Source organism: Allorhodopirellula heiligendammensis (genome assembly GCF_007860105.1).
Lineage (GTDB): Bacteria > Planctomycetota > Planctomycetia > Pirellulales > Pirellulaceae > Rhodopirellula > Rhodopirellula heiligendammensis.
The window spans coordinates 508,747-528,253 of sequence record NZ_SJPU01000002.1 but is presented as its reverse complement, the minus strand read 5'-3'; the positions used below and the strand labels follow the sequence as shown (position 1 = coordinate 528,253).

At 56.3% G+C, this 19,507-nt stretch carries 13 protein-coding genes; 3 read left to right on the top strand and 10 right to left on the bottom strand.

The window, feature by feature from the left end; translation table 11 throughout:
• Positions 1–60: 60 nt before the first annotated feature.
• From Poly21_RS12285 to pyrF, 6 genes are all read right to left on the bottom strand, one after another.
• Entirely contained in the window at positions 61–1,317 is a 1,257-nt protein-coding gene (locus Poly21_RS12285) for a hypothetical protein (protein WP_146407322.1), read from the bottom strand.
• 165 nt (positions 1,318–1,482) lie between these two features.
• Positions 1,483–3,123 (bottom strand): quinol:electron acceptor oxidoreductase subunit ActD, encoded by a 1,641-nt coding sequence (locus tag Poly21_RS12280; protein WP_146407321.1) that lies wholly within the window; start codon positions 3,121–3,123, stop codon positions 1,483–1,485.
• 102 nt (positions 3,124–3,225) lie between these two features.
• Positions 3,226–4,644, bottom strand: a complete 1,419-nt coding sequence (gene nrfD / locus Poly21_RS12275) for an NrfD/PsrC family molybdoenzyme membrane anchor subunit (protein ID WP_146407320.1) — start codon at positions 4,642–4,644, stop codon at positions 3,226–3,228.
• 96 nt (positions 4,645–4,740) lie between these two features.
• Positions 4,741–8,142, bottom strand: a complete 3,402-nt coding sequence (locus Poly21_RS12270) for a TAT-variant-translocated molybdopterin oxidoreductase (protein ID WP_146407319.1) — start codon at positions 8,140–8,142, stop codon at positions 4,741–4,743.
• A gap of 72 nt (positions 8,143–8,214) precedes the next feature.
• Entirely contained in the window at positions 8,215–8,904 is a 690-nt protein-coding gene (locus tag Poly21_RS12265; protein ID WP_146407318.1) for a cytochrome c3 family protein, read from the bottom strand.
• Between the two features lie 285 nt (positions 8,905–9,189).
• Complete coding sequence (gene pyrF, locus Poly21_RS12260) at positions 9,190–10,122, bottom strand: orotidine-5'-phosphate decarboxylase (RefSeq protein WP_146407317.1); 933 nt, start codon at positions 10,120–10,122, stop codon at positions 9,190–9,192.
• 365 nt (positions 10,123–10,487) lie between these two features.
• Between pyrF and Poly21_RS12255 the strand changes: the two genes are divergently transcribed.
• From Poly21_RS12255 to Poly21_RS12245, 3 genes are all read left to right on the top strand, one after another.
• A complete protein-coding gene (locus Poly21_RS12255; protein WP_146407316.1) occupies positions 10,488–11,210 on the top strand; it encodes a sulfite exporter TauE/SafE family protein in 723 nt (240 codons plus the stop codon).
• Between the two features lie 267 nt (positions 11,211–11,477).
• On the top strand, positions 11,478–11,828 hold the full coding sequence (locus Poly21_RS12250) for a hypothetical protein (RefSeq protein WP_146407315.1): 351 nt from the start codon (positions 11,478–11,480) through the stop codon (positions 11,826–11,828).
• A gap of 18 nt (positions 11,829–11,846) precedes the next feature.
• On the top strand, positions 11,847–13,013 hold the full coding sequence (locus Poly21_RS12245) for a diadenylate cyclase (protein WP_146407314.1): 1,167 nt from the start codon (positions 11,847–11,849) through the stop codon (positions 13,011–13,013).
• Here Poly21_RS12245 and Poly21_RS12240 read toward each other — a convergent pair.
• The 4 genes from Poly21_RS12240 to Poly21_RS12225 all read right to left on the bottom strand — a co-directional run bounded on the left by Poly21_RS12240 (position 12,992) and on the right by Poly21_RS12225 (position 19,305).
• Positions 12,992–14,617: a response regulator gene (locus Poly21_RS12240; RefSeq protein ID WP_146407313.1), complete on the bottom strand. Its 1,626-nt coding sequence runs from the start codon at positions 14,615–14,617 to the stop codon at positions 12,992–12,994. The two genes, Poly21_RS12245 and Poly21_RS12240, sit on opposite strands and share 22 nt — an antisense overlap.
• A gap of 4 nt (positions 14,618–14,621) precedes the next feature.
• Positions 14,622–15,188 (bottom strand): chemotaxis protein CheB, encoded by a 567-nt coding sequence (locus Poly21_RS12235; RefSeq protein WP_146407312.1) that lies wholly within the window; start codon positions 15,186–15,188, stop codon positions 14,622–14,624.
• A complete protein-coding gene (locus Poly21_RS12230) occupies positions 15,185–16,012 on the bottom strand; it encodes a CheR family methyltransferase (RefSeq protein WP_146407311.1) in 828 nt (275 codons plus the stop codon). The genes Poly21_RS12235 and Poly21_RS12230 overlap by 4 nt, the downstream gene beginning before the upstream one ends.
• An 86-nt stretch (positions 16,013–16,098) precedes the next feature.
• A complete protein-coding gene (locus Poly21_RS12225; RefSeq protein ID WP_146407310.1) occupies positions 16,099–19,305 on the bottom strand; it encodes a response regulator in 3,207 nt (1,068 codons plus the stop codon).
• Between the last annotated feature and the right edge of the window lie 202 nt (positions 19,306–19,507).

The window sequence follows — 19,507 nt, the reverse complement described above, 5'->3', positions numbered from 1 at the left end:
AGATTATGAATGAAGGGTGAGGACTGAAAGAGTAGAAAGCGAGGGGACGTGAGCGGCGAATCAGATATTCTCGAAAGCCAGCGATTCCCGTAGGCGGGGGTCGCGAACCGGAATCAGGCGGGTCCGAGTACCCACAATCACAACCATGCCGAGCATCAGGCAGACCATGCCGACGACAGTCAACAAACTCGCCACAACGCCCATGGCACCGCCTGCACCAGCGCTTGCTTCAGGCATGATTGCCCAATACAGATCGACAAAGTGCATCACAAGAATGTACGCGGACCAAAACGCGACGGCCCAGGGGCGACGTCGAACGTGCCGACTCATGATCCCTAAGAAGGGAATGCCGAAATGCAGTACCATCAGCGCGATCGAAATCGGCCCGAAGCTTTCCGAAAAACCGGGGTAGCGAGTGAAGAACCAATCCGTTTCTTCGGGGATGTTCGCGTACCAGATCAGCATGTATTGGCTAAACGCGATGTACGCCCAGAAACAAATGAAACCATGAATTAGTTTTCCGAGGTCATGGTAGTGCTCAACGGTGACTTCATCCCGCATGGCACCCTGTTTCTGCAGGATGAAGCTCAGCAGCGCAATCGCACAATGCGCTGATAAAATGCTCCCTGCGAAAATATAAACTCCAAACATGGTCGAGAACCACATCGGTGCCAAGCTCATCACCCAGTCGGCCGCAGCCAGCGACGTCACGAGTCCGAACAGGATAATTGCTGGGCCACTGCGGGCCTGCATCGACTCAGTCAGTGTGATTTCGCCTGTCTCATCCTGACGCTGGCTCTTGGAGTAAAAATACCAGCCGATGCAACAGTAAACGCCCAGATACAGACAGGCGCGAATTGTGAACCACTGTGGATTGAGCCAGCGGACCTTTTCGCTCCAGGCGACTTCTGGAATATGATGATCCGCTTGATAAGTCGCTGCATCCGTCCAGGAGTACAGTGAGCCGTTCCAAACCGCCCATCCAATGGGGATAAACAACACGGCCAGCGGCACGACCATGATCATGAGCAATTCGGCTACGCGGCGGACCACCACGCTCCAGCCTACCCGAGCTAGGTGCTGGATCAGCACGAAAAACATCGCGCCAATTGCGATGGTCAGAGCGTACATGTAGGCCGTCAAATAAGTCGACATTCCGAACCGACCGCCCACGGCACTGGTGCCCAGGAACGAACCACCGACCAGGGCGATCAATCCGACAACGCACAACGGGAGTGACAAGCCCGACAGCATCGCTGGCATTGAAAATGCCGGGTCATCAGCGGGCTTGGGAGCGACTGCGTGGTGATGAGACATGGGAATCGAGTGAGGTAATAAGCACCGTCCTCATTGCCGTTGGCAAACGGGGATCAAGGACGACGTCGGGGTTGGGAATCGGTATGTCAGTAAAAGTAAATGGTGGGCGTGCCCTGCTCTCAAGCTCTCGGCCTGTGGGCAGAGTTCTCAGTCGGGCGATGGAGACTATGTTTGAGGGGCGTCCGCTTTCGCCTTGGCTTCAGCTTCAGCGGCAGCTTTCTCAATCGCTGCTTTCACTTCGGCTTGCTGCTTCTCGATCGCGGCGCGTCGCGACTGCGGTACATCTTCGAGCGTAGCGTCTTGGCTGGCCTGGAGGGCACGCACGTAGGCGACGATCGCCCAGCGATCCTCGGCGCCAATCTGGGCCCGGTATCCAGGCATTTTGCGAATGCCGTTGCTGATGGTGCTGAACAGTTTGCCGTCGGGGTAGGCGTCCTGAAACAGGGTTTGGTCGTGTAGGTTTGACGGCGGCGTCCAGGTCGTCGCCAAAATCAGTTGGGCACGCTGATTGACGAGGCCGTTACCGTTGCCGTCCATGCCATGGCAAACCGAGCAGTACACACCAAACGCCGTTTGGCCTCGACGCAGCATCGCGTCGGTCAACTCGACCGGGTTTTCAGTGAGCCATGGCGTCGTATCCACCGACGGTCCCGACGCCGGGGCGAGCGAATGTGGCTGCTCGTCGCCGGATGGTTCGCCAGCGGGCTGGTCAGCGGTGTCTTTCTCCGCAGTGTCTTTCTCCGCAGTGACATTGTCCGCAGGAGCTGCATCGGTAGCGGGCTGACTATCCGCATCGGAAGCGTCTGCCGTGGGTGGCTCCGAGCTATTGTCTTCGCTTTGCGGTTCTTCTGGATCGTCTGCCTCGGCGACGTCATCGCCTTCGTCGACAGCCGCATCGGACTGCATCATCGCAACGAGCTGGCGGGCGCGAGGGGCGTCGATCTGCGAAAGTTTCTCCAGGTCGATTCCGGTTTGGAAATCGAGGTTCCAATCCATCTCCCCCCGATTGACCGTGCCAGGCACATCGGGACGCATCGCTCGTCCGTCAGCAAACAGCGTCGAGGTTTGCTGCATGTCTTTCGCAGGCGAGAAATCCATGTCGGGAAAAATATGGAATCGTGGTGCCGTGCTCTTCGTCACCCGCATGCGGGCAACCAGCAACGCGGGGATCAGTGAAAATGCGATCAGCACTGCGATACCGACCAACAGGAATTTAGGAATCGCTTTGGGGGAATCGTCCTCGCGGACCGTCTCGATGTACTCGCCACCGAGTTCCGACAGGAATGATTTGGCACCGGCCTCTTCAAAGCGGGAGTCCTTGGCGTCCAAAAACAGAAAGAACGTGTCGTCGGTAACACGGTCAAATCGGGGGCTCGTGAACATCGGATTGCTAAATTTCGGCAAGCCGTTGAGGGCCCACATGCCCAAGAACGTTGCGAACGAAGCAAACAGAATCGTTAACTCGAACGCTACTGGAATGGACGCGGGCAGCGAGATAAAGGGTTTGCCCGAGATGATGTATTGGTAATTGACACCGTTCATCCAGGCTTGCATCGCCAATGCCGTGCACGTCCCCACGCCGCCAGCCGCCAGCGAAATCCAGGGCAACACGGTTGGTTTAATACCGAGTGCTTTGTCGATGCCGTGGACAGCAAACGGGGCGAACGCGTCGGCCTTCGTGTAACCCGCGTCGCGAACTCGCTCGCAAGCCGCCAGCAGCGCACTGACGTCAGTGAACTCCGCGACCACGCCACGCACGACGTTATCGTCATCGACCGCTTTTGGTGAAGTTTTAGGTTTTGACATGGGATGAGCCGTCGGAAGCAAACCGAATGAAATGGGAAGTTATGAAAAAATAGTACGGGCGACGTCGTTGATCGCAGGGTCGGACCCCTGGTCAGATCAAGCCTAGATCTCGGTTGCTGTTTCGCCCTGATGAGCAAGGTGCATTTCCTTCGCCAACGTTGATTTGGTCTCTGCCATGTTGACGATCGGCATCAATCGGCAGAACAGGAGGAACAACGTGGAAAACAATCCGAACGAACCGATCAACATGGCCCAGTCGACCCACGTCGGCGAAAAGTATGCCCACGCACTCGGCAGGTAGTCACGTGACAAACTGGTGCAGGTGATCACGAATCGTTCAAACCACATGCCGATGTTCACGAAAATCGACACGATGAACATGATCCACGGGGTCGTGCGAGCTTTCTTCCACCAGAAAATATTCGGCGAAATGACGTTGCAGGAAATCATGATCCAATAAGCCCACCAGTAGGGACCCAACGCGCGGTTTTTAAACGTGAAGGCTTCCTCGCCAACTTGGCTATACCAAGCGATGAAGAACTCGGTTCCGTAGGCAAGGCCGACCATCAATCCGGTAGTCAAGATGATTTTGCACATGTTCTCCAGGTGTCGGATCGTGATCAGTTTTTCGACCGCAAAGATTTTCCTCATCGGGACCATCAGCGTGATCACCATCGCGAAACCAGAGAAGATTGCCCCCGCAACGAAGTACGGCGGGAAAATTGTCGTGTGCCAGCCGGGCACTTGCGACACAGCAAAGTCAAAGGACACGATCGTGTGCACCGAAAGAACCAGTGGAGCGGCAAACGCCGCCAACAAGGCATAGGCTTTTTCGTAGCGCATCCAGTGCCGCGACGACCCACTCCAACCCAGCGACAAGACGCCGTAGACGGCACGCCGAAACGGGTTCTTGCTGCGATCGCGGAACGTTGCCAAATCGGGCACCATGCCCATGTACCAGAACAGAAGCGACACCGATGCATAGGTACTGACGGCGAACACGTCCCACAGCAGCGGGCTGCGGAATTGTGGCCACATCCATAAATTCAAGCTCGGGTAGGGTGCCAGCCAGAAGGCCAGCCATGCCCGGCCGACGTGAATGCCGGGGAACGTACCGGCGCAAATCACGGCGAAAATCGTCATCGCCTCAGCGGTGCGGTTGATACTTGTTCGCCATTCCTGGCGGAACAAAAAGAGAATCGCGCTGATCAGCGTCCCGGCGTGACCGATACCGACCCAGAACACAAAGTTGACAATCGGCCAGCCCCAAAACACAGGACTGCGATTTCCCCACACACCCACACCCATATAGAACAGATACAGGATGCACAATCCCAGCATGGTGGCCAAGTTCGCCGCCACGATGAAGCTGAAGATCCACATCTTCGATGGCGGGTTCTCGGAGATTCGGCAAACCGCTTCGGTGATCGAATGGAACGTCGAATTGCCGAGCACGAGCGGAGCACGCTGGCCGGGGCGTTCGACGGTATTGTCCAAACCGTTTGAGACTGCGAGCGACATGAGAAGAAATGGAAGTTGAAAGTGCGAAGTTTAAAAAATCAATGCGGCGAATATGTCATGGTGGAACAAAGGGATGCCCCCAAGGTTCCAGGAACTCTAAACGATCGGCAGGGTGTACCGAGCGCGATTGCGACGCGCCTGATGCTCGCCATTGTCATGAGCGTGCTCGCCGGAGTCGTGACCGTGCTCGCCACCTTCACCGTGGCCATGTTCCTCGTGGCCGTGATGCGGTGCTTTGAGATTGGTCAGGTCATCGAGCTGCGCCCGCGTCATCAATGCGACGGGGGTGTTGCGAATGCGTGATAAGTAACTGGTGCGCGGTTTGACATTGAGCTGGCCGAGCATGCCGTAGTTGCGAACATCGGCTTTCGCCTTGGATACTCGCGACTCAGGGTCGGCAACGTTGCCAAACTCAATGGCGCCCGTTGGGCAAGCCGCTTGGCAAGCAGTCACAATGGCCCCGTCGGCAACCGTGGTGCGGCCTTCCTTGCGGGCGTCGATCTTGGCACCCTCGACACGCTGCACGCAGTAGGTGCACTTCTCCATGACGCCGCGACCGCGAACAGTCACATCGGGGTTCAGGACGAGGGCCTGCAGTTTGCGGCTGGCCTCTTCGATACTGCCTGGATAAGCGTCGATCCCGTAACCCACTCCGATATCTTCGTTGAAATTGAAGTAGTTAAACCGGCGGACCTTGAACGGGCAGTTGTTAGCACAATAACGCGTGCCGATACAGCGGTTATAGGCCATCGCGTTGATACCTTCATCAGTATGCACTGTGGCCGCGACGGGACAGACCTGTTCGCACGGTGCCGTTTCACAGTGCATGCAGGCGACCGGTTCCTGCACAATATCGGCGTGATCTTCGTCACCTTGGAAGTAGCGATCGATCCGCAGCCAGTGCATCTCGCGGCTCATGCCAACCTGCTCTTTTCCAACGATCGGCACATTGTTTTCACTCTGGCAGGCGATCACGCAGTCGTTGCAGCCGAGACATTTACTCAAGTCAACGGACATGCCCCACTGCGGAACGAGCTTCTCAGTCTTTTCGATTTGATTGATCGGCTCTTGCCACAGCGAGCCATCAAATCCCACCTTAGGAACATGAGGACCTTTGGCCTCGGTGAACTCAGGCAGCTTCTCAAGCAATGCTGTTGTGCCTTCGCGAATCAGCATGAAGCTACGATCTTCCGTCTCGTCTCGGCCCAGTTCATCAATGGCCCAGTGATCCTGCGTACAACAAAGTTCGTATTCGGTCAGACGCGGACGTGCCTGCAGCGATGTCGCTAGCAGCATCGAGCTCGTCGTGCGGATTGGCGAGACATCGACTCCCACAGTCGGCACATCCTCGTCGGCCATCCCGCCGACCATGCCCACGCGATTGCGACCGTAGCCGATGGCCACGCTGACGACGCCCGGCGCGCATCCAGGGACTTCAAATACGGGCAGCTCGACCTCGCCGTCGGCAGTACGCAGGGCCACCATCAAGCCGTGCTTGGTACCCAACGCCCGAGCCGAACGAGGACTCATGATCGCGGCGTTGTCCCAAGTCAGCTTTGTGATGGATTGCGGCATTTCCTGCAGCCAGCCATTGTTGGCAAATCGACCATCGTACAGCCCATCAGCGGGCGTGAAGATGACTTCAAATCGATTGTGGAATGACTCTTCGTCGTAGTCCCATTCCAACACAGGTGACGCGGCGGGCAATTCCACTGTTGTCTCTTGCTGCTGCACCGCATCCACTGCGACGACCATGTCGTCGGCATAGCCGTCGTGCAGGAGCTTTCGCCATTGACGATCACTGATAGCCGATCCAGTAATGCTATCGGCAGTGCGGCGAACGAGCTTCTTGATGTCGTATTCTGCTTCACCCAACATCACCGCCAGCACTTCGGCTGGGGTTTGGCCCCCGAGCAGTGGTAGGATCTGCGGTTGGCAGACACCATAGTGTCCTTCGCGTCCTACGCAGTCGCCCCAGCTTTCAAACGGATGCGCCATCGGCAGCGACCATTCACACTTCGCCGCAGTCTCATCGTCGTACATGCCGAGATAGATCGAATGCTCGACCCGACTGAGGGCTTCCGCGAAATCAATGTCAGCGGGTGAGTTGTAAACCGCATTGGTGTCGACGATGAAAATCGAATCGACGTTTCCAGAGAGCATCTTCTCGGTAAGCTGACTCAGGTTGACCTGGTTCTTCAGGGCCGAGCTAGAGACAGGCGTGAATTTTTGGATCGCGCCCAAGGAACCGAGTTTGGAATTCAAATCGATTCCTGCGGCGATCATGTCCACGCCGAGAGCGTCACCGACAACCACGACACCCTTGTCGCCAGCAGCGGCCAGGTCCGACGCGGCGGAATCGAGGAATCGTTCGAGTCGATCTTGAGGATCGACTTCGTTATACGCTTGATCGTCTTCAGTCACCGTCTCCAACTTCATGCCGGCTTTGGCAAGCGATCCCGACTTTGCCTGCTCAATGCGGCGGCCGAGTTCAGCAATCAGGGCGGGCATCTGCGTCGGCCGAAGGGCGATGCGAGCGTCCGCGGCGACGCCCGTAGTCGTGAAGCTACCCTCAGCGACATACAGTCGGCTCATTTTGCCGACAACTGGATCGGCTTCACCCGTCAACGGATCACGGGATTTCGAAAAGGTTCTAGCATTGTCGCCTGCGCCAGCCTGGGTGCCGAGCAGGTCGGACTGAATCGATACAATTACCTTGGCATCGGTAAAGTCAAAGTCTTGGCGAGCTTCGGTGCCGAACACCTTTTGGGTGGCCTCTGCCATCACGCCGCCGGTAACGGAGTCGTGGAAACAAATCGTAGCGGCCGGCAATTTTTCCTGGAGCTTGGCGAGCATCCGCAGCGTGGTGGGCGAGGTCGTCGGCGACATCAATACGGCCAGACGCTCTCCCGTGCCGCTGGAGCGGGTCAGTGCAGACCCATACTTGATGAATGAGTCCCAATCCGAAGGCACACGTTTTTTGCCTTCGCGACGGATCGGAACACCCGTTTCACCACGAGCGCGATCGGGGTCGTACAGCTCCAACATGGCGGCCTGCGCGTAAGTCCCGGTCACGCCGCCTGCGGGGTGCTCTTTATTTGGTTCGACCTTGGTGGGACGACCATCGACGCACCGAACCAATAGGTGCCGGACTTCGCCGGCAATTTCAACGTTCGTCGCCGAAAAATAGGTTTCGCCGGGGATGCGGCCCTCAGGGCGAACGACGAACGGAGCGATCAGCTCCTCGGGATAGCGACACCCAGCTACGCCGGCCATCGCAAGCGAGGCACTCATCAGCTGCATCCAGCGTCTCCGCGAGACGCCCTCAGGAAACTCCGAGGCCGCTACAGGGAACTCTCGATGCAGAAAATCATTCGTAAACGACTCATCGCCGTTAAGTTCAGCCAGACTGCGCCAATAGCGAGGCGCCTTCGCCACTGCGGTAGCGTCAGGAGCGTCGGTGCTGGATGGAGCATCGGTGTGCGAGGTGGTGGTCATATTCTGAAGAATGGCTGGCGGTTAGCTGAAAACGATGTGCTGACGAAGAATCGAAAAAACGGGAACGCTTACTCAGCGGTGGCAGACCGCACAGTGGGTCTGAGGGTTGATATTGAGTTTCTCACGCTGCTCCTTCGCGAACGCCGCTTGATCCCAGTCTTCCGGCGGAACCCAATCGAGTTTGGTCACTAATTCAATCGGGCGAAGATGCTCGTCGGGGTTGCGGTGACACTCAATGCACCATGCCATCGACAGTTGTTCCGCTTGGAAAACCGTCTCCATTTGGTCAATGCGACCGTGGCAGGACTTGCAGCTCACTCCAGAATTCACATGCACCGCATGATTGAAATACACAAACTCAGGCAAGTTATGGACGCGTTTCCACGCCATGCTGCGACCCGAACGCCAGCTCTCATGGATCGGCTGCAGTCGCTCGCTCTCGGTATGCACCGCGGAGGTTGCAGGTTGGCCATTGCTACCCGCAGGAGCATGGCAGTTGACGCAGGTCGCTGTGGGTGGAACCGCTGCGTGAGCGGCGTCAAAGACGGTGTTGTGGCAGTAGCGGCAGTCCATCTTCAACTGGCCTGCGTGCAACGCGTGACTGAACGGGACCGGCTGCGTAGGCATGTAGCCCACGTTGAGGGTCTGCGGATCCGTGACCAAGCCACCCATTGCCGTCGCGTACACCAGGCCGCCAAGGATCGCTAATCCGAGTACGCCCAGGAACGGATTGACCCATCGTGGGAACAGAAATCGCTTCATGATCGACCTAATGAACTCGGTGGCAAAACAGCGTCGCGTCGGGTACTTATAACCGCCTGCCAAGTCCCTCGGGGGTGGCTGCGGGCAGGGATTATCAGCCGCAGACCGCACCGATGACAAGGCCAGCACCGCGTCCGCGACATTGTGTCGCACAGAAGATAGCACAATCTCGGCGGGCAAAATTGCGGTGGCAGTGGAAAAAGATGGCGTAAAACTATGCGCGACTATCAAATCGCACAAGCAGGGTATGGGAAAGCTTTTGGAGCTTGAATTCCAAGCCCGATTTCAGCTCTTGAGTTGGTCATTCATCTCTTCGGTGGCCGCTCGCACAGCATCTTGCCACTTCGCGTCCCCGTATTTCTCTGCAAACTCGCTGCGAGCGTGGGCGAAGATGATCCCGCGTGAGCTGTTAATCACAGCCCCACGTCCTGAATCGTCCAACGCCACCCGGACATCATCGGCGGCCCCGCCTTGGGCACCAAAGCCGGGCACCAGCAAAATGCTGTGGGGCATCGCGGCGCGTAATTCGGCGAGTTGCTCAGGGTATGTCGCCCCGACCACCGCTCCGATCGGTCCGTATCCGTCGGCATCGAGCCGATCCACGTTGAGTGACGTGACCAGCTCCGCCACCGCTTGGTAGACCATCTGCTCGCCGCACCGCAGGTCTTGCAGGTAACCGCCGCCAGGGTTGGAGGTTTTGACCAACACAAAGATGCCCGCTGCCCGCTGGTCACATACGTCCACAAAGGGCTCGATGCTGTCGCGACCGAGATATGGACTGACCGTCAGTGCGTCGCTGCCCCATGGGCTCGCCCCTGCCGGATCGCCGCCCGCTGCAGCAATTGCGACCGCACTGCCCAGATACGCGTCTGCGTACGCAGTCGCCGTGCTGCCGATATCGTTGCGTTTGCCATCGGTGATGACAATCAAACCGGCCTGGGTGGCGTGGTGAATCACCTCACCCAGAGACACCATCCCGGCCGGGCCGAGTTGTTCGAAAAACGCTGCCTGAGGCTTCACACAGGGCACAATGTCTTTGACAACATCAATGATCTCACAGCAAAACTGGGTGTAGGCTTTCGCCCAGGCATGCGGCGAATTGTCGCGGATGTGCTCGCGAAGTGGCGCGGGCAACTGTGACTTTCGAGGATCCAGCCCCACGCATGTTACCGAACCTGTGCGGGAAATGGCTTGGTTAATCCGGGTAGCAAATGTCATGATGTATAGGATTGTGGTTAAGTGTGAGCTTTGGTCGCTCGCAAAACGACGGCGGGGACGAGCGGTTTTCGAATGTTGTTGTTCGCTTTGATCGGGCTTGCACGCTGCGAATCTATACCGATTCGCTGGCATTCAAGAAATAGTCCCCAAGGAGGCGGCTTAGTCGAATGAGTCAGCTGCCTGACGGGCTCTCGATCTTACCCCAGAATTGTCGCGACCGGCATCTGTTGGAACGAAGGTTGGCGCGGTGGGGGCCACTGGATTTGATATGATGGAGTTGCCGATCGTTGCGAGCGGTGATTTGCAAAACTCTTTTTTGTCGCGAGAAACTATTGCTCTGGCACGTCACGTCGTACGCTTTGCTGATGTTAGCCGGATTTCTCGCGGGCATCGTCAACACGGTTGCGGGCGGGGGCTCGTTCCTGACACTCCCCACGCTGATGCTGTTCGGCTTGGATCCCAAAATTGCGAATGCGACCAATCGCATCGCGATATTGTGTTCGACTGCAGCCGCAGTCGCCACGTTCCGCAAACACGGGCATCTTGATCGGACGCTCACGATCCGCTTGGGTGCCCCGACCCTGCTCGGTGTTCCGGTGGGGGCTCTGCTTGCCGTGTATCTCTCGGCAGACGCATTTGAGAGCATGTTTGGCGTCCTCTTCATTGCGATGGCCATTCTCTTGATGGCCAATCCCAAGCGTTTTCTCCAGTCCGGTGAGCATCGGACATATCCTGCCGCCTTTCAGATCCCAGTCTTCTTTGCCATTGGCGTCTACGTCGGATTCATTCAAGCCGGCATGGGGATCCTGCTGTTGTTGGGGATGAGCTATTTCACGGACTCGACCCTCGCTGGTTCTAACGCAGTCAAAAACAGCATTGGGTTTGTCGTCACCTTGGCAGCGGCAATCACGTTTATCGCCTATGGCATGGTGGATTGGGTGCCAGGCTTGACGATGGCAGTTGGCAATGTGTTCGGCGGCGTGGTAGGTGCCAAGCTCGCGATCAAGCGCGGCAGCCGTTTTGTGTTTGTGTTTCTGGTGGTCGTGATGTTGGCCACTGGCATTAAACTTGTTGTAGCTTCAACGTGATTCGACACACCGCTGACGGGGCCTTGCCTGTCGACTTCCCAAATCAAGTGGCGGTCGAGAATGCCAATTCGCTGCTGTTGGTCTCCCCCCGGCTTAAAACGGAATAGGTCTCCGTGCGCCGAGCCGTCGCCCAGCCGCCATTTTCTGAGTCCTGCGGCGGCAAGCACGCATCAATCAGATGGATTTTCAGAGGTTTTAATCACGGGCCGAAAATTGAGACGTAGAGTTGGAAATTCTGGTCACACACTCTTTCCTGGAAAAGCGAAGATGTCACGCGTTACCTCCCTCTGCGTCAGCCTGTTCCTTACCATCGCCACTTCATCTGCTGAGGCTGGCGACCACCACCATCGCGCTGGTGCGGTGCGCGGCCAGTCAGTGACGATCGGCGGGGGGTATGTGAGTGGATATCGCGGATACTCTGGCCTTAGTGATTTCAATGGGATACCCTATTACGGGTATGGGTATGCCTACGATCCATACCGTCACGGAAGCTTCCACGCCCCGGACTTGCTCAATGAGCCCTATTTCCGAGCGCAACACAAGTTCGATAGTCAGTTCCCTGGTCGCTATTCACGACGTCCGCGATTGCAACTGAGAGGCGCTGTGCCTGGCCATTGATACGCAGGAATCACCACGATGTTTGCCAGCGAAGTACTCAGCGGCGTCCGCGTTGCCGACGTGGTCGACATCGCAATTGTTTCGTTGGCGCTCTACCTCCTATTGAACTGGCTGCGGAGTCGCGCGTCGCGTTCCCTGGGGATCGCGGTGGTGTTGATGTCGGGGATTTTCCTGCTGGCCCGATGGCTCGATCTGTACATGACGACGGCCGCGTTCCAGTATGGATTTATGGGAATCTTGCTTGCGTTTGTATTGGTTTTTCAACAGGACATTCGGCACGGTGTCGAACGGTTAGGCGCTTACCGATGGTTTTCCGGATCCTCCGCGAATACACCATCTGACAATGTCAGTGACGCGATTGTCGAAGCGGTTGCCGCGATGGCGAAACAACGCATCGGTGCATTGATTGTGTTCCCCGGCCGCGAACCACTCGACCGTCATGTGCGAGGTGGAATCAATGTGAATGCGGATATCAGCTATCCAATCCTGCTGAGCATTTTTCACTCCGAATCACCGGGACACGATGGTGCCATCGTGATTACTGATTCTCGGATTGAACGACTCGGTGTTCATCTGCCATTGACTTCCGAGCTACAGAAGATTGGAGGTGGTGGAACGCGACACGCTGCCGCACTGGGGCTCGCCGAACGCTGCGATGCCATGGTGGTGGCCGTTTCCGAGGAAGTCGGGACCATCACGATCGCTCGTGACGGTGAACTCGATGTCGTGGATTCGTCCGTGCTAACTGAGCGATTGCGCAGCTACTTCGTTAGCCAACTGCCGTCTCCGGGGACGTCTTCGTCACCGCTGCTGCGAAATCTTGCCAACAAGTGCCTCGCGGTCGTGTTGGCCACGAGCCTGTGGTACCTGTTCGCCTACCGGACCGACACGATCCAGCGGACGTTCGACGTGCCGGTTGAATACCGTAATCTGGCAAAGGACTGGGAGATCGACGAGCCGAAGCAAACCCTTGTGAAGGTCACTCTGTCAGGGTCCGAACCAGCATTTTCTATGTTGGACCCAGCGGACATGGTCGTTTCATTCAAGCTTGACCAGATGGGTGATCAACGTATGATCCGCAAGCCAACGGCAGCAAGTCTTAAGAACGTTCCGAAGGATTTGACGGTGGAACGCACCATTCCCACCGAAGTCGTGGTCTACATTCATCCCAAGTCGGGCGAGTGACTCACCGAGCGAAGCAGTTGTTCTATCGCGGATTTCGTGACCGGTTTGACAAGGTGGAAGTCGAATCCTGCCGCGTCGCTACGCGCCCGGTCTTGTTGCTGTCCCCAACCCGTTAACGCAAATAGTTTCACGGCATCACCGCCGGGCAATTGGCGTATCTGTTTGGCAACCTCGTAACCATCCATCTCGGGCATGCCGATATCGAGAAACATGCAGGACGGACCAAACGTTTGAAACCGCTGGATTCCTGCTGCGCCAGATTCCTCTGTCGCGACGTCGTGGCCCATTGCGACGAGCAACCGTTTCAGACTGTTCAGAGCGTCGACGTTGTCATCGACTGCCATGATTTTGAGAGCGTTGCATGCAGTGGTATCGTCGGTGATGACAGCCTCGCTGGGCGCGGATTCGCTGGTGAGCAGGGGGAGAGCAATTCGGAATGCAGCGCCCTGGTTCTCCCCGTCGCTGGCTACCGTAACGGTGCCGCCGTGCAGCTCTACAATCCGTTTGACGAGTGCCAAGCCAATGCCGAGTCCACCCTCACTTTGCTTGAGTTTTCGGTTTACCTGAGCGAAGAGTTCGAAGACGCGTTCTTGCATCTGAACCGGGATTCCGATTCCGTTGTCTTTCACCGTGATATAGGCAAATGACTCGTCCGAGGTGACGCTCAGCGAGATTTGACCACCGCTGGGTGTATATCGCGCGGCATTGTTGAGCAGATTGGAAATCACTTGGGCGAGTCGAGTCATGTCGCCGTTAACGATGAGCTGCTCAGTGGGTCCATGGATGGCGAATTGGTGTTGTCCTGCTTCGATATTGGGTTCACTTGTTTCGATGGCGTGCTTGACGACATCGGCTAGATTGATGGAGCTTGTCTGGAGGTGAATTTTGCCGCTTGTAATCCGGCTGACTTCGAGTAGATCATCGACAAGACGAACCATGTGGTGCACCTGACGCTCGATCATTTCGAGCATTTCCGCGTTCTCCTCAGGATTGCTTTCCTCGCTCGACATCATGCTCAGCAGTTGGATTCCACTGAGAATGGGTGACAAGGGATTGCGAAGTTCGTGAGCGAGTGTCGCTAAGAATTCATCTTTGCGTTGATCGGCACGCTGAAGCGCTGCGGCAAATTGCCGGCTCTCCTCGAGCAGTCTCGCGTTTTCACGGCTGATCTTCGCCATCTCGTCCCGCTGGCGAGTCACCTCCTGTCGCTCGGAGTAAAGATCAAAGAACACCGTGGCCTTGCTTTTCAAAACATCGTTTTCAATCGGCTTTTGCAGGAAATCGACAGCCCCTTTTTCGTAGCCCTCAAATCGGCGTCGTTGATCGGTCGTGCCTGCGGTGACGAAGACAATCGGGATCCTGCGAGTGCGGTCCGAACCACGCATCAACTCGGCCAATTCGAACCCGTCCATACCAGGCATTTGGACGTCGACGAGAGCCAATGCGACGTCGTACTGGAGCAACAATTCCAACGCCTCGGCACCGGATCTCGCTTTGAGCAGATTCAATCCGTCACGTTGCAGGAGTCGTTCAAGGGCAATCAGATTGGCTTCACGATCATCCACGATCAAAAAATTGACAGCGGCGGGTGTCTCGTTACTCATCTGCTCAAATCCGATCATTCAAATATTGTGAAATTTCCATAAGGTTCATCACCTTGGCAGTGGGGCAGGCCGCGATGGCTGCCTCCGGCATCGCGCGGCAATGAGCCTCACTGGGTTCCTGGACCAAGCCGTGTCCGCCGGCTCGAATGATTTCGCTGAGCCCTTTCGCGCCGTCTTTGTTCGCGCCAGTCAAGATAATTCCGAGTGCGTGTTCGGCAAATACGTCCGCGGCTGTTTCAAAGAGAACATCAATCGACGGACGCGAATAATTGACTTGTTCGTCGCTGCTCAGCGCCAATGAGACTTCGTCCTCGACTAACACGTGGTAGTCGGGGGGGGCGAGATAGACGTGTCCGGGATCGAGTGACTGCTTGTCCTCCACTTCGATCATGGGGCGTCTACATTTTGATTGTAACAAGGTAGCGAGCTGGCTGTCTTTGGCCGATGGCATGTGCACTACGATCACGATCGGGGCGCGTAGTTCCAACCTCAAATCAGATAAAATGGCGGAGACGGCCTCAATGCCACCGGCAGAGGCGCCCATCACGACCGAATGAATTTCTCGATTCATAGTTCACCTCGGCGACGATAGATTCTTTCCTTGGGATCGAAGTCGATAAAGCCATCGGCATGCTTGGAGAAACGGAGACTTTCTTTTGCTCCCAGCCCGAGGAAACCGTTGCGGGGCAACGAGTTCTTGAATAGCGCAATGGCACGATCTTGAAGTTCCTTACGAAAATAGATCAACACGTTGCGGCAGGAAATCAAATGGACCTCCGCAAATACGGCATCCGAGGCCAGGCAGTGATCGGAAAAGACAATGCGTTTCTTCAGCGTTTTGTCGAAAATTGCCGCCCCGTACGCCGCTGTGTAGTAGTCCGACAAGGAAGTTGTCCCGCCAGACAAGCGGTGGTTCTGAGTGAACAATCCTACCCGATCCAACGCGTAGCGACCCGCTTCGGCACGTTTGAGCGCCTCGGCGTTGATATCGGTGGCGTAGAAGATCGTCCGCTCCTCAAGTCCCGCTTCGCGGAACAAGATGACCATCGAATAGACTTCCTCTCCGTTGGCGCAACCCGGGATCCATACTTTCAGTGAAGGGTAGGTGCGCAGGTGCGGGATGACTTGCTCTCGTAACGCCTTGAAGTACGGAGGGTCCCGAAAAAGCTCGCTGACTTGCACCGTTAAATAGGAGAGCAAATCGGGGAGTGTCGCCTCGTTATGCAAAACCAAATCCTGTAACTGCGAGATCGTCTCACAGTCAAAACGCTCCAGAGCAAGGACCAACCGACGTTTCAATGACGCAGGTGAGTAGTTGCGAAAGTCGTAATGATATTTGAGGAAAATTGCTTCCAGCAACAACCGCAGTTCAATATCGTGAATCTTCGCTGTCAAAATATTATCCTGAATGCAAACTTGGCATTGGCTCTGGTCCTGTGATTGGTTCTTTAAAATCTTCCGTCAGCGTGCCCCACCGTCGTTTAGCGTTTGCGAATCCAGACTCTCACCAGTGACAAGAGCTTGTCGATGTCCAGTGGTTTCGCCATGTAGTCATTCGCTCCTGCATCAATGCACTCGAGTTGGTCGTCCTTCATTGCCTTGGCTGTCAGCATAATGATCGGCAGGTCGCGAAACCGAGCCTGTTTGCGGATCTCTCGGGTCGCTGTCAAGCCGTCCATCTCCGGCATCATCACATCCATCAGTACCAGATCGATTCTCGCATCGGCATGTTCGCCCGTTTCATCGAGCGCAGCCAATGCCTCTTTGCCATTGCGGGCAATCTGCACTTTCGCACCGCGAGGTTCCAGGATACTGGTCAATGCAAAGATATTGCGCACGTCATCTTCGACCACCAGGATTCGGCGATTTTCGAGTGCCGCCTCCCGACTTCGGGCTTTCTTGATCATCTGCTGCTGTGCTTCGGGCAACTCTTCGACGACCTGGTGTAGAAACAGAGTTACTTCGTCGAGCAGTCGTTCAGGGGACATCGCCCCCTTGATGATGATGGATTTGGAGTACCGGCGGAGTAATTGCTCCTGTTCGGTCGAGAGTTCACGCCCGGTGTAGATGATCACGGGAGGAAAGGAATAATCGTCGTTGCTGCTGAGAGTTTCCAGCAGGGAGTAGCCTGATGAGTCGGGGAGAGTGAGATCGAGCACCATGCAGTCAAACGTGGTTGTCTTGAGATTCTCCAAGCATTCTGCCACAGTCTGCGCCCCCACGGTCTCAACATCGCGTGAGGCCAGCAGTTTTTGAAGACTGTCCAATTGCACCGCATCGTCCTCGACTACCAACACGCGGCGAGTCCGTTGATTCAATTGGGTTTGCAGTGACTGCAGGGTCTCCAACAGCATCTCCCGAGTCACTGGTTTCACGGCATATCCAACCGCACCCAAAGCGAGGGCCGTTTCAGAAAAATCATTGGCAGAGATCATGTGCACAGGTATGTGCCGCGTGCGAGCATCCTGTTTGAGGCGGTCCAAGACCACCAGGCCGGTTTCATCGGGGAGGCCAACGTCCAGCACGATGGCTTGCGGTAAAAACTGGGCCGCCAACGCCATCGCCTCCTGGGCGGTGGTCGCGATCACACACTGAAACTCCATTTCACGAGCAACGTTGGCTAGGATTTCCGCAAACGATTCATCGTCTTCCACGATGAGAATGACACGATGGTCCCCACGCAGTTTTTGCCGGTCATCGGAGATACGGGATCGCGTCGGCGGGGGTGATACGGAATTCTTTGTCTCTGTCCCCGCCGCCATACTCCCCGCCGCCACCGTCCCCGTCGCCACGGGAGGCCTGTCTCGATCGGTGGGGTTGATCGGGGGCGAAGGTGCGAGGGCGATGTCAGCATCCTCCTCGCTGGGCTGATACGCCACGGGAAGGATGAGAGTGAAGGTGCTGCCTTCGTTTTCCTTGCTGTTGAGCCGCATCTTTCCACCGAGAATTCGCGTCAGTTCGGTCGTGATGGACAGTCCCAGGCCGGTACCATTGAACTTTCGCGTCGCCGCACTATCGACCTGCCGAAACGCTTCGAAGACGGCTTGCTGATCTTCCTCAGCGATGCCGATACCAGTGTCGGACACCTCGATGGATACGGCGTCCTGGGAATGCATTGTTATCCGTAACGCCACCTCTCCGCGATCAGTGAATTTGATCGCGTTGGATAGCAGGTTCTTCAGGATTTGTTCGAGCCGCTGTTGATCAGTGAATATTTGCTCAGGGACATCACTGCTGATGCTGGTATGGAATTTCAGTTGCTTCTGAGTGGCGAGGGGGCGCATCGTCTTGTCAAGTTCGCTGACGACGTCGGCCAGCCAGGTCTGCTCGGGGCGGACCGTCATCTTTCCGGCTTCGATTTTCGATAGATCGAGGATGTCGTTGATGAGGTGCAGAAGGTCGTTGCCTGCCGAATGAATCGTCTCGGCCGATTCCACCTGTTCCGGCGTGAGGTTGCCGCTGGCGTTTTCCGCCAGCAACTTGGCGAGGATCAGCGACGAGTTCAGCGGGGTCCGCAGTTCATGTGACATGTTGGCGAGAAAATCGGACTTGTAGCGACTGGCCGCTTCGACTTCCTTCGCTTTGGCCTGGGTTGCCAAAGTCGCACGGGCCAATTCGTCACGTTGGGACTGCAGCAGTTGTGCATGCTCCTCCAATTGAATATTACTCTGTTCGAGCTCGACTTGTTGTTGCTCCAGCTGCGCTTGAGATTGCTGAAGCACCTGACTTTGGACTTCGAGCTCCTCGTTGGAGACCCTGAGTTCCTCACCCTGTTGCTGCAGTTCTTCAGCCTGCTGGCGTTTTTCAAGCAACAGTTGATGCAGATGCGAGCGGTAGCGCGACGATGCGACGGCCACGCCCACGGGCTCAGAAATCGTCTCCAAGAACGCTAAAACGTCTTCCGACACAGGACGCATGAAGCCAAGTTCAGCAACCGCGTTCACTTCTTTTTCCGTATTCATGGGCACAATCACCACGCTATGCGGCTGGGCCTGGCCTAGCGAAGTACCGACTGTGAGGTAGCCATCAGGGACATCGGTGAAATGAATCAGGCGACCGCTCTTTATCGCTCGACCGATCAAACCTTCCGACGCGGAAGCTTGATCGAGCATGTTCGCGGCACTCGAAATGCCATGGGTTGCCGTGCGGTTGAAGACCTCGCCGTCGCTGACGAAGAACGCTCCGACATCGGCATCTACGAACTCCGCCAAAAACGTCAACACGTTCTCGCCGAAGGCCGCTGGTTTGAGATCGCCGCCCATCGTACCGGCGAGACCAGCTTTGCCCGACTGAATCCAAGCTTGTTGCCTGACAATGGTGTTATTGGCGATGTAGAAATAGCCCACCGTCCCGATGATCCAGAAGCTTGAAATTCCGAAGATGCGATTGATCTGGGCAATGTCTCGGTCGGCACCGTCAATGTCCGTCACAAATGTGACCGCCATCAGCACGGTACACGCTGCGGTCACCAGCAGCGGCATGCCTTTGGATCGGAGAAACAGTGAAAACGTGATCGGAATCAAGTAAAAAATCCAAACCGCCACCCCTAATGGAGTGAGGTAGTCCGCTAGCATCAGCCCCAGCAACGTCGCGCTGATCCCGAGATAAATAAGTGTGGAACGCTGTGCCGCTTTAGCTTGGGAATTACGGTGCAAAAGTGCGAGTTGGTAACCCGTGGTGTCGGACATGGAGAATGGTTCGATGAGGTTGGAATCGATGAGAAGCGATCGTCAGCGAAGTGCGAAACAAAAAGAATACGTGCAACTCGTTAGATCATAGGTCCAACTGGGGATGCTGTCTCCAAGCCAAGCAGGACGAGCCGCAGTCGGTTGGCTCGTGACTTAGCGAATCGAACCAACACGCCACGTTGAAGCGATCATTCCACACCGC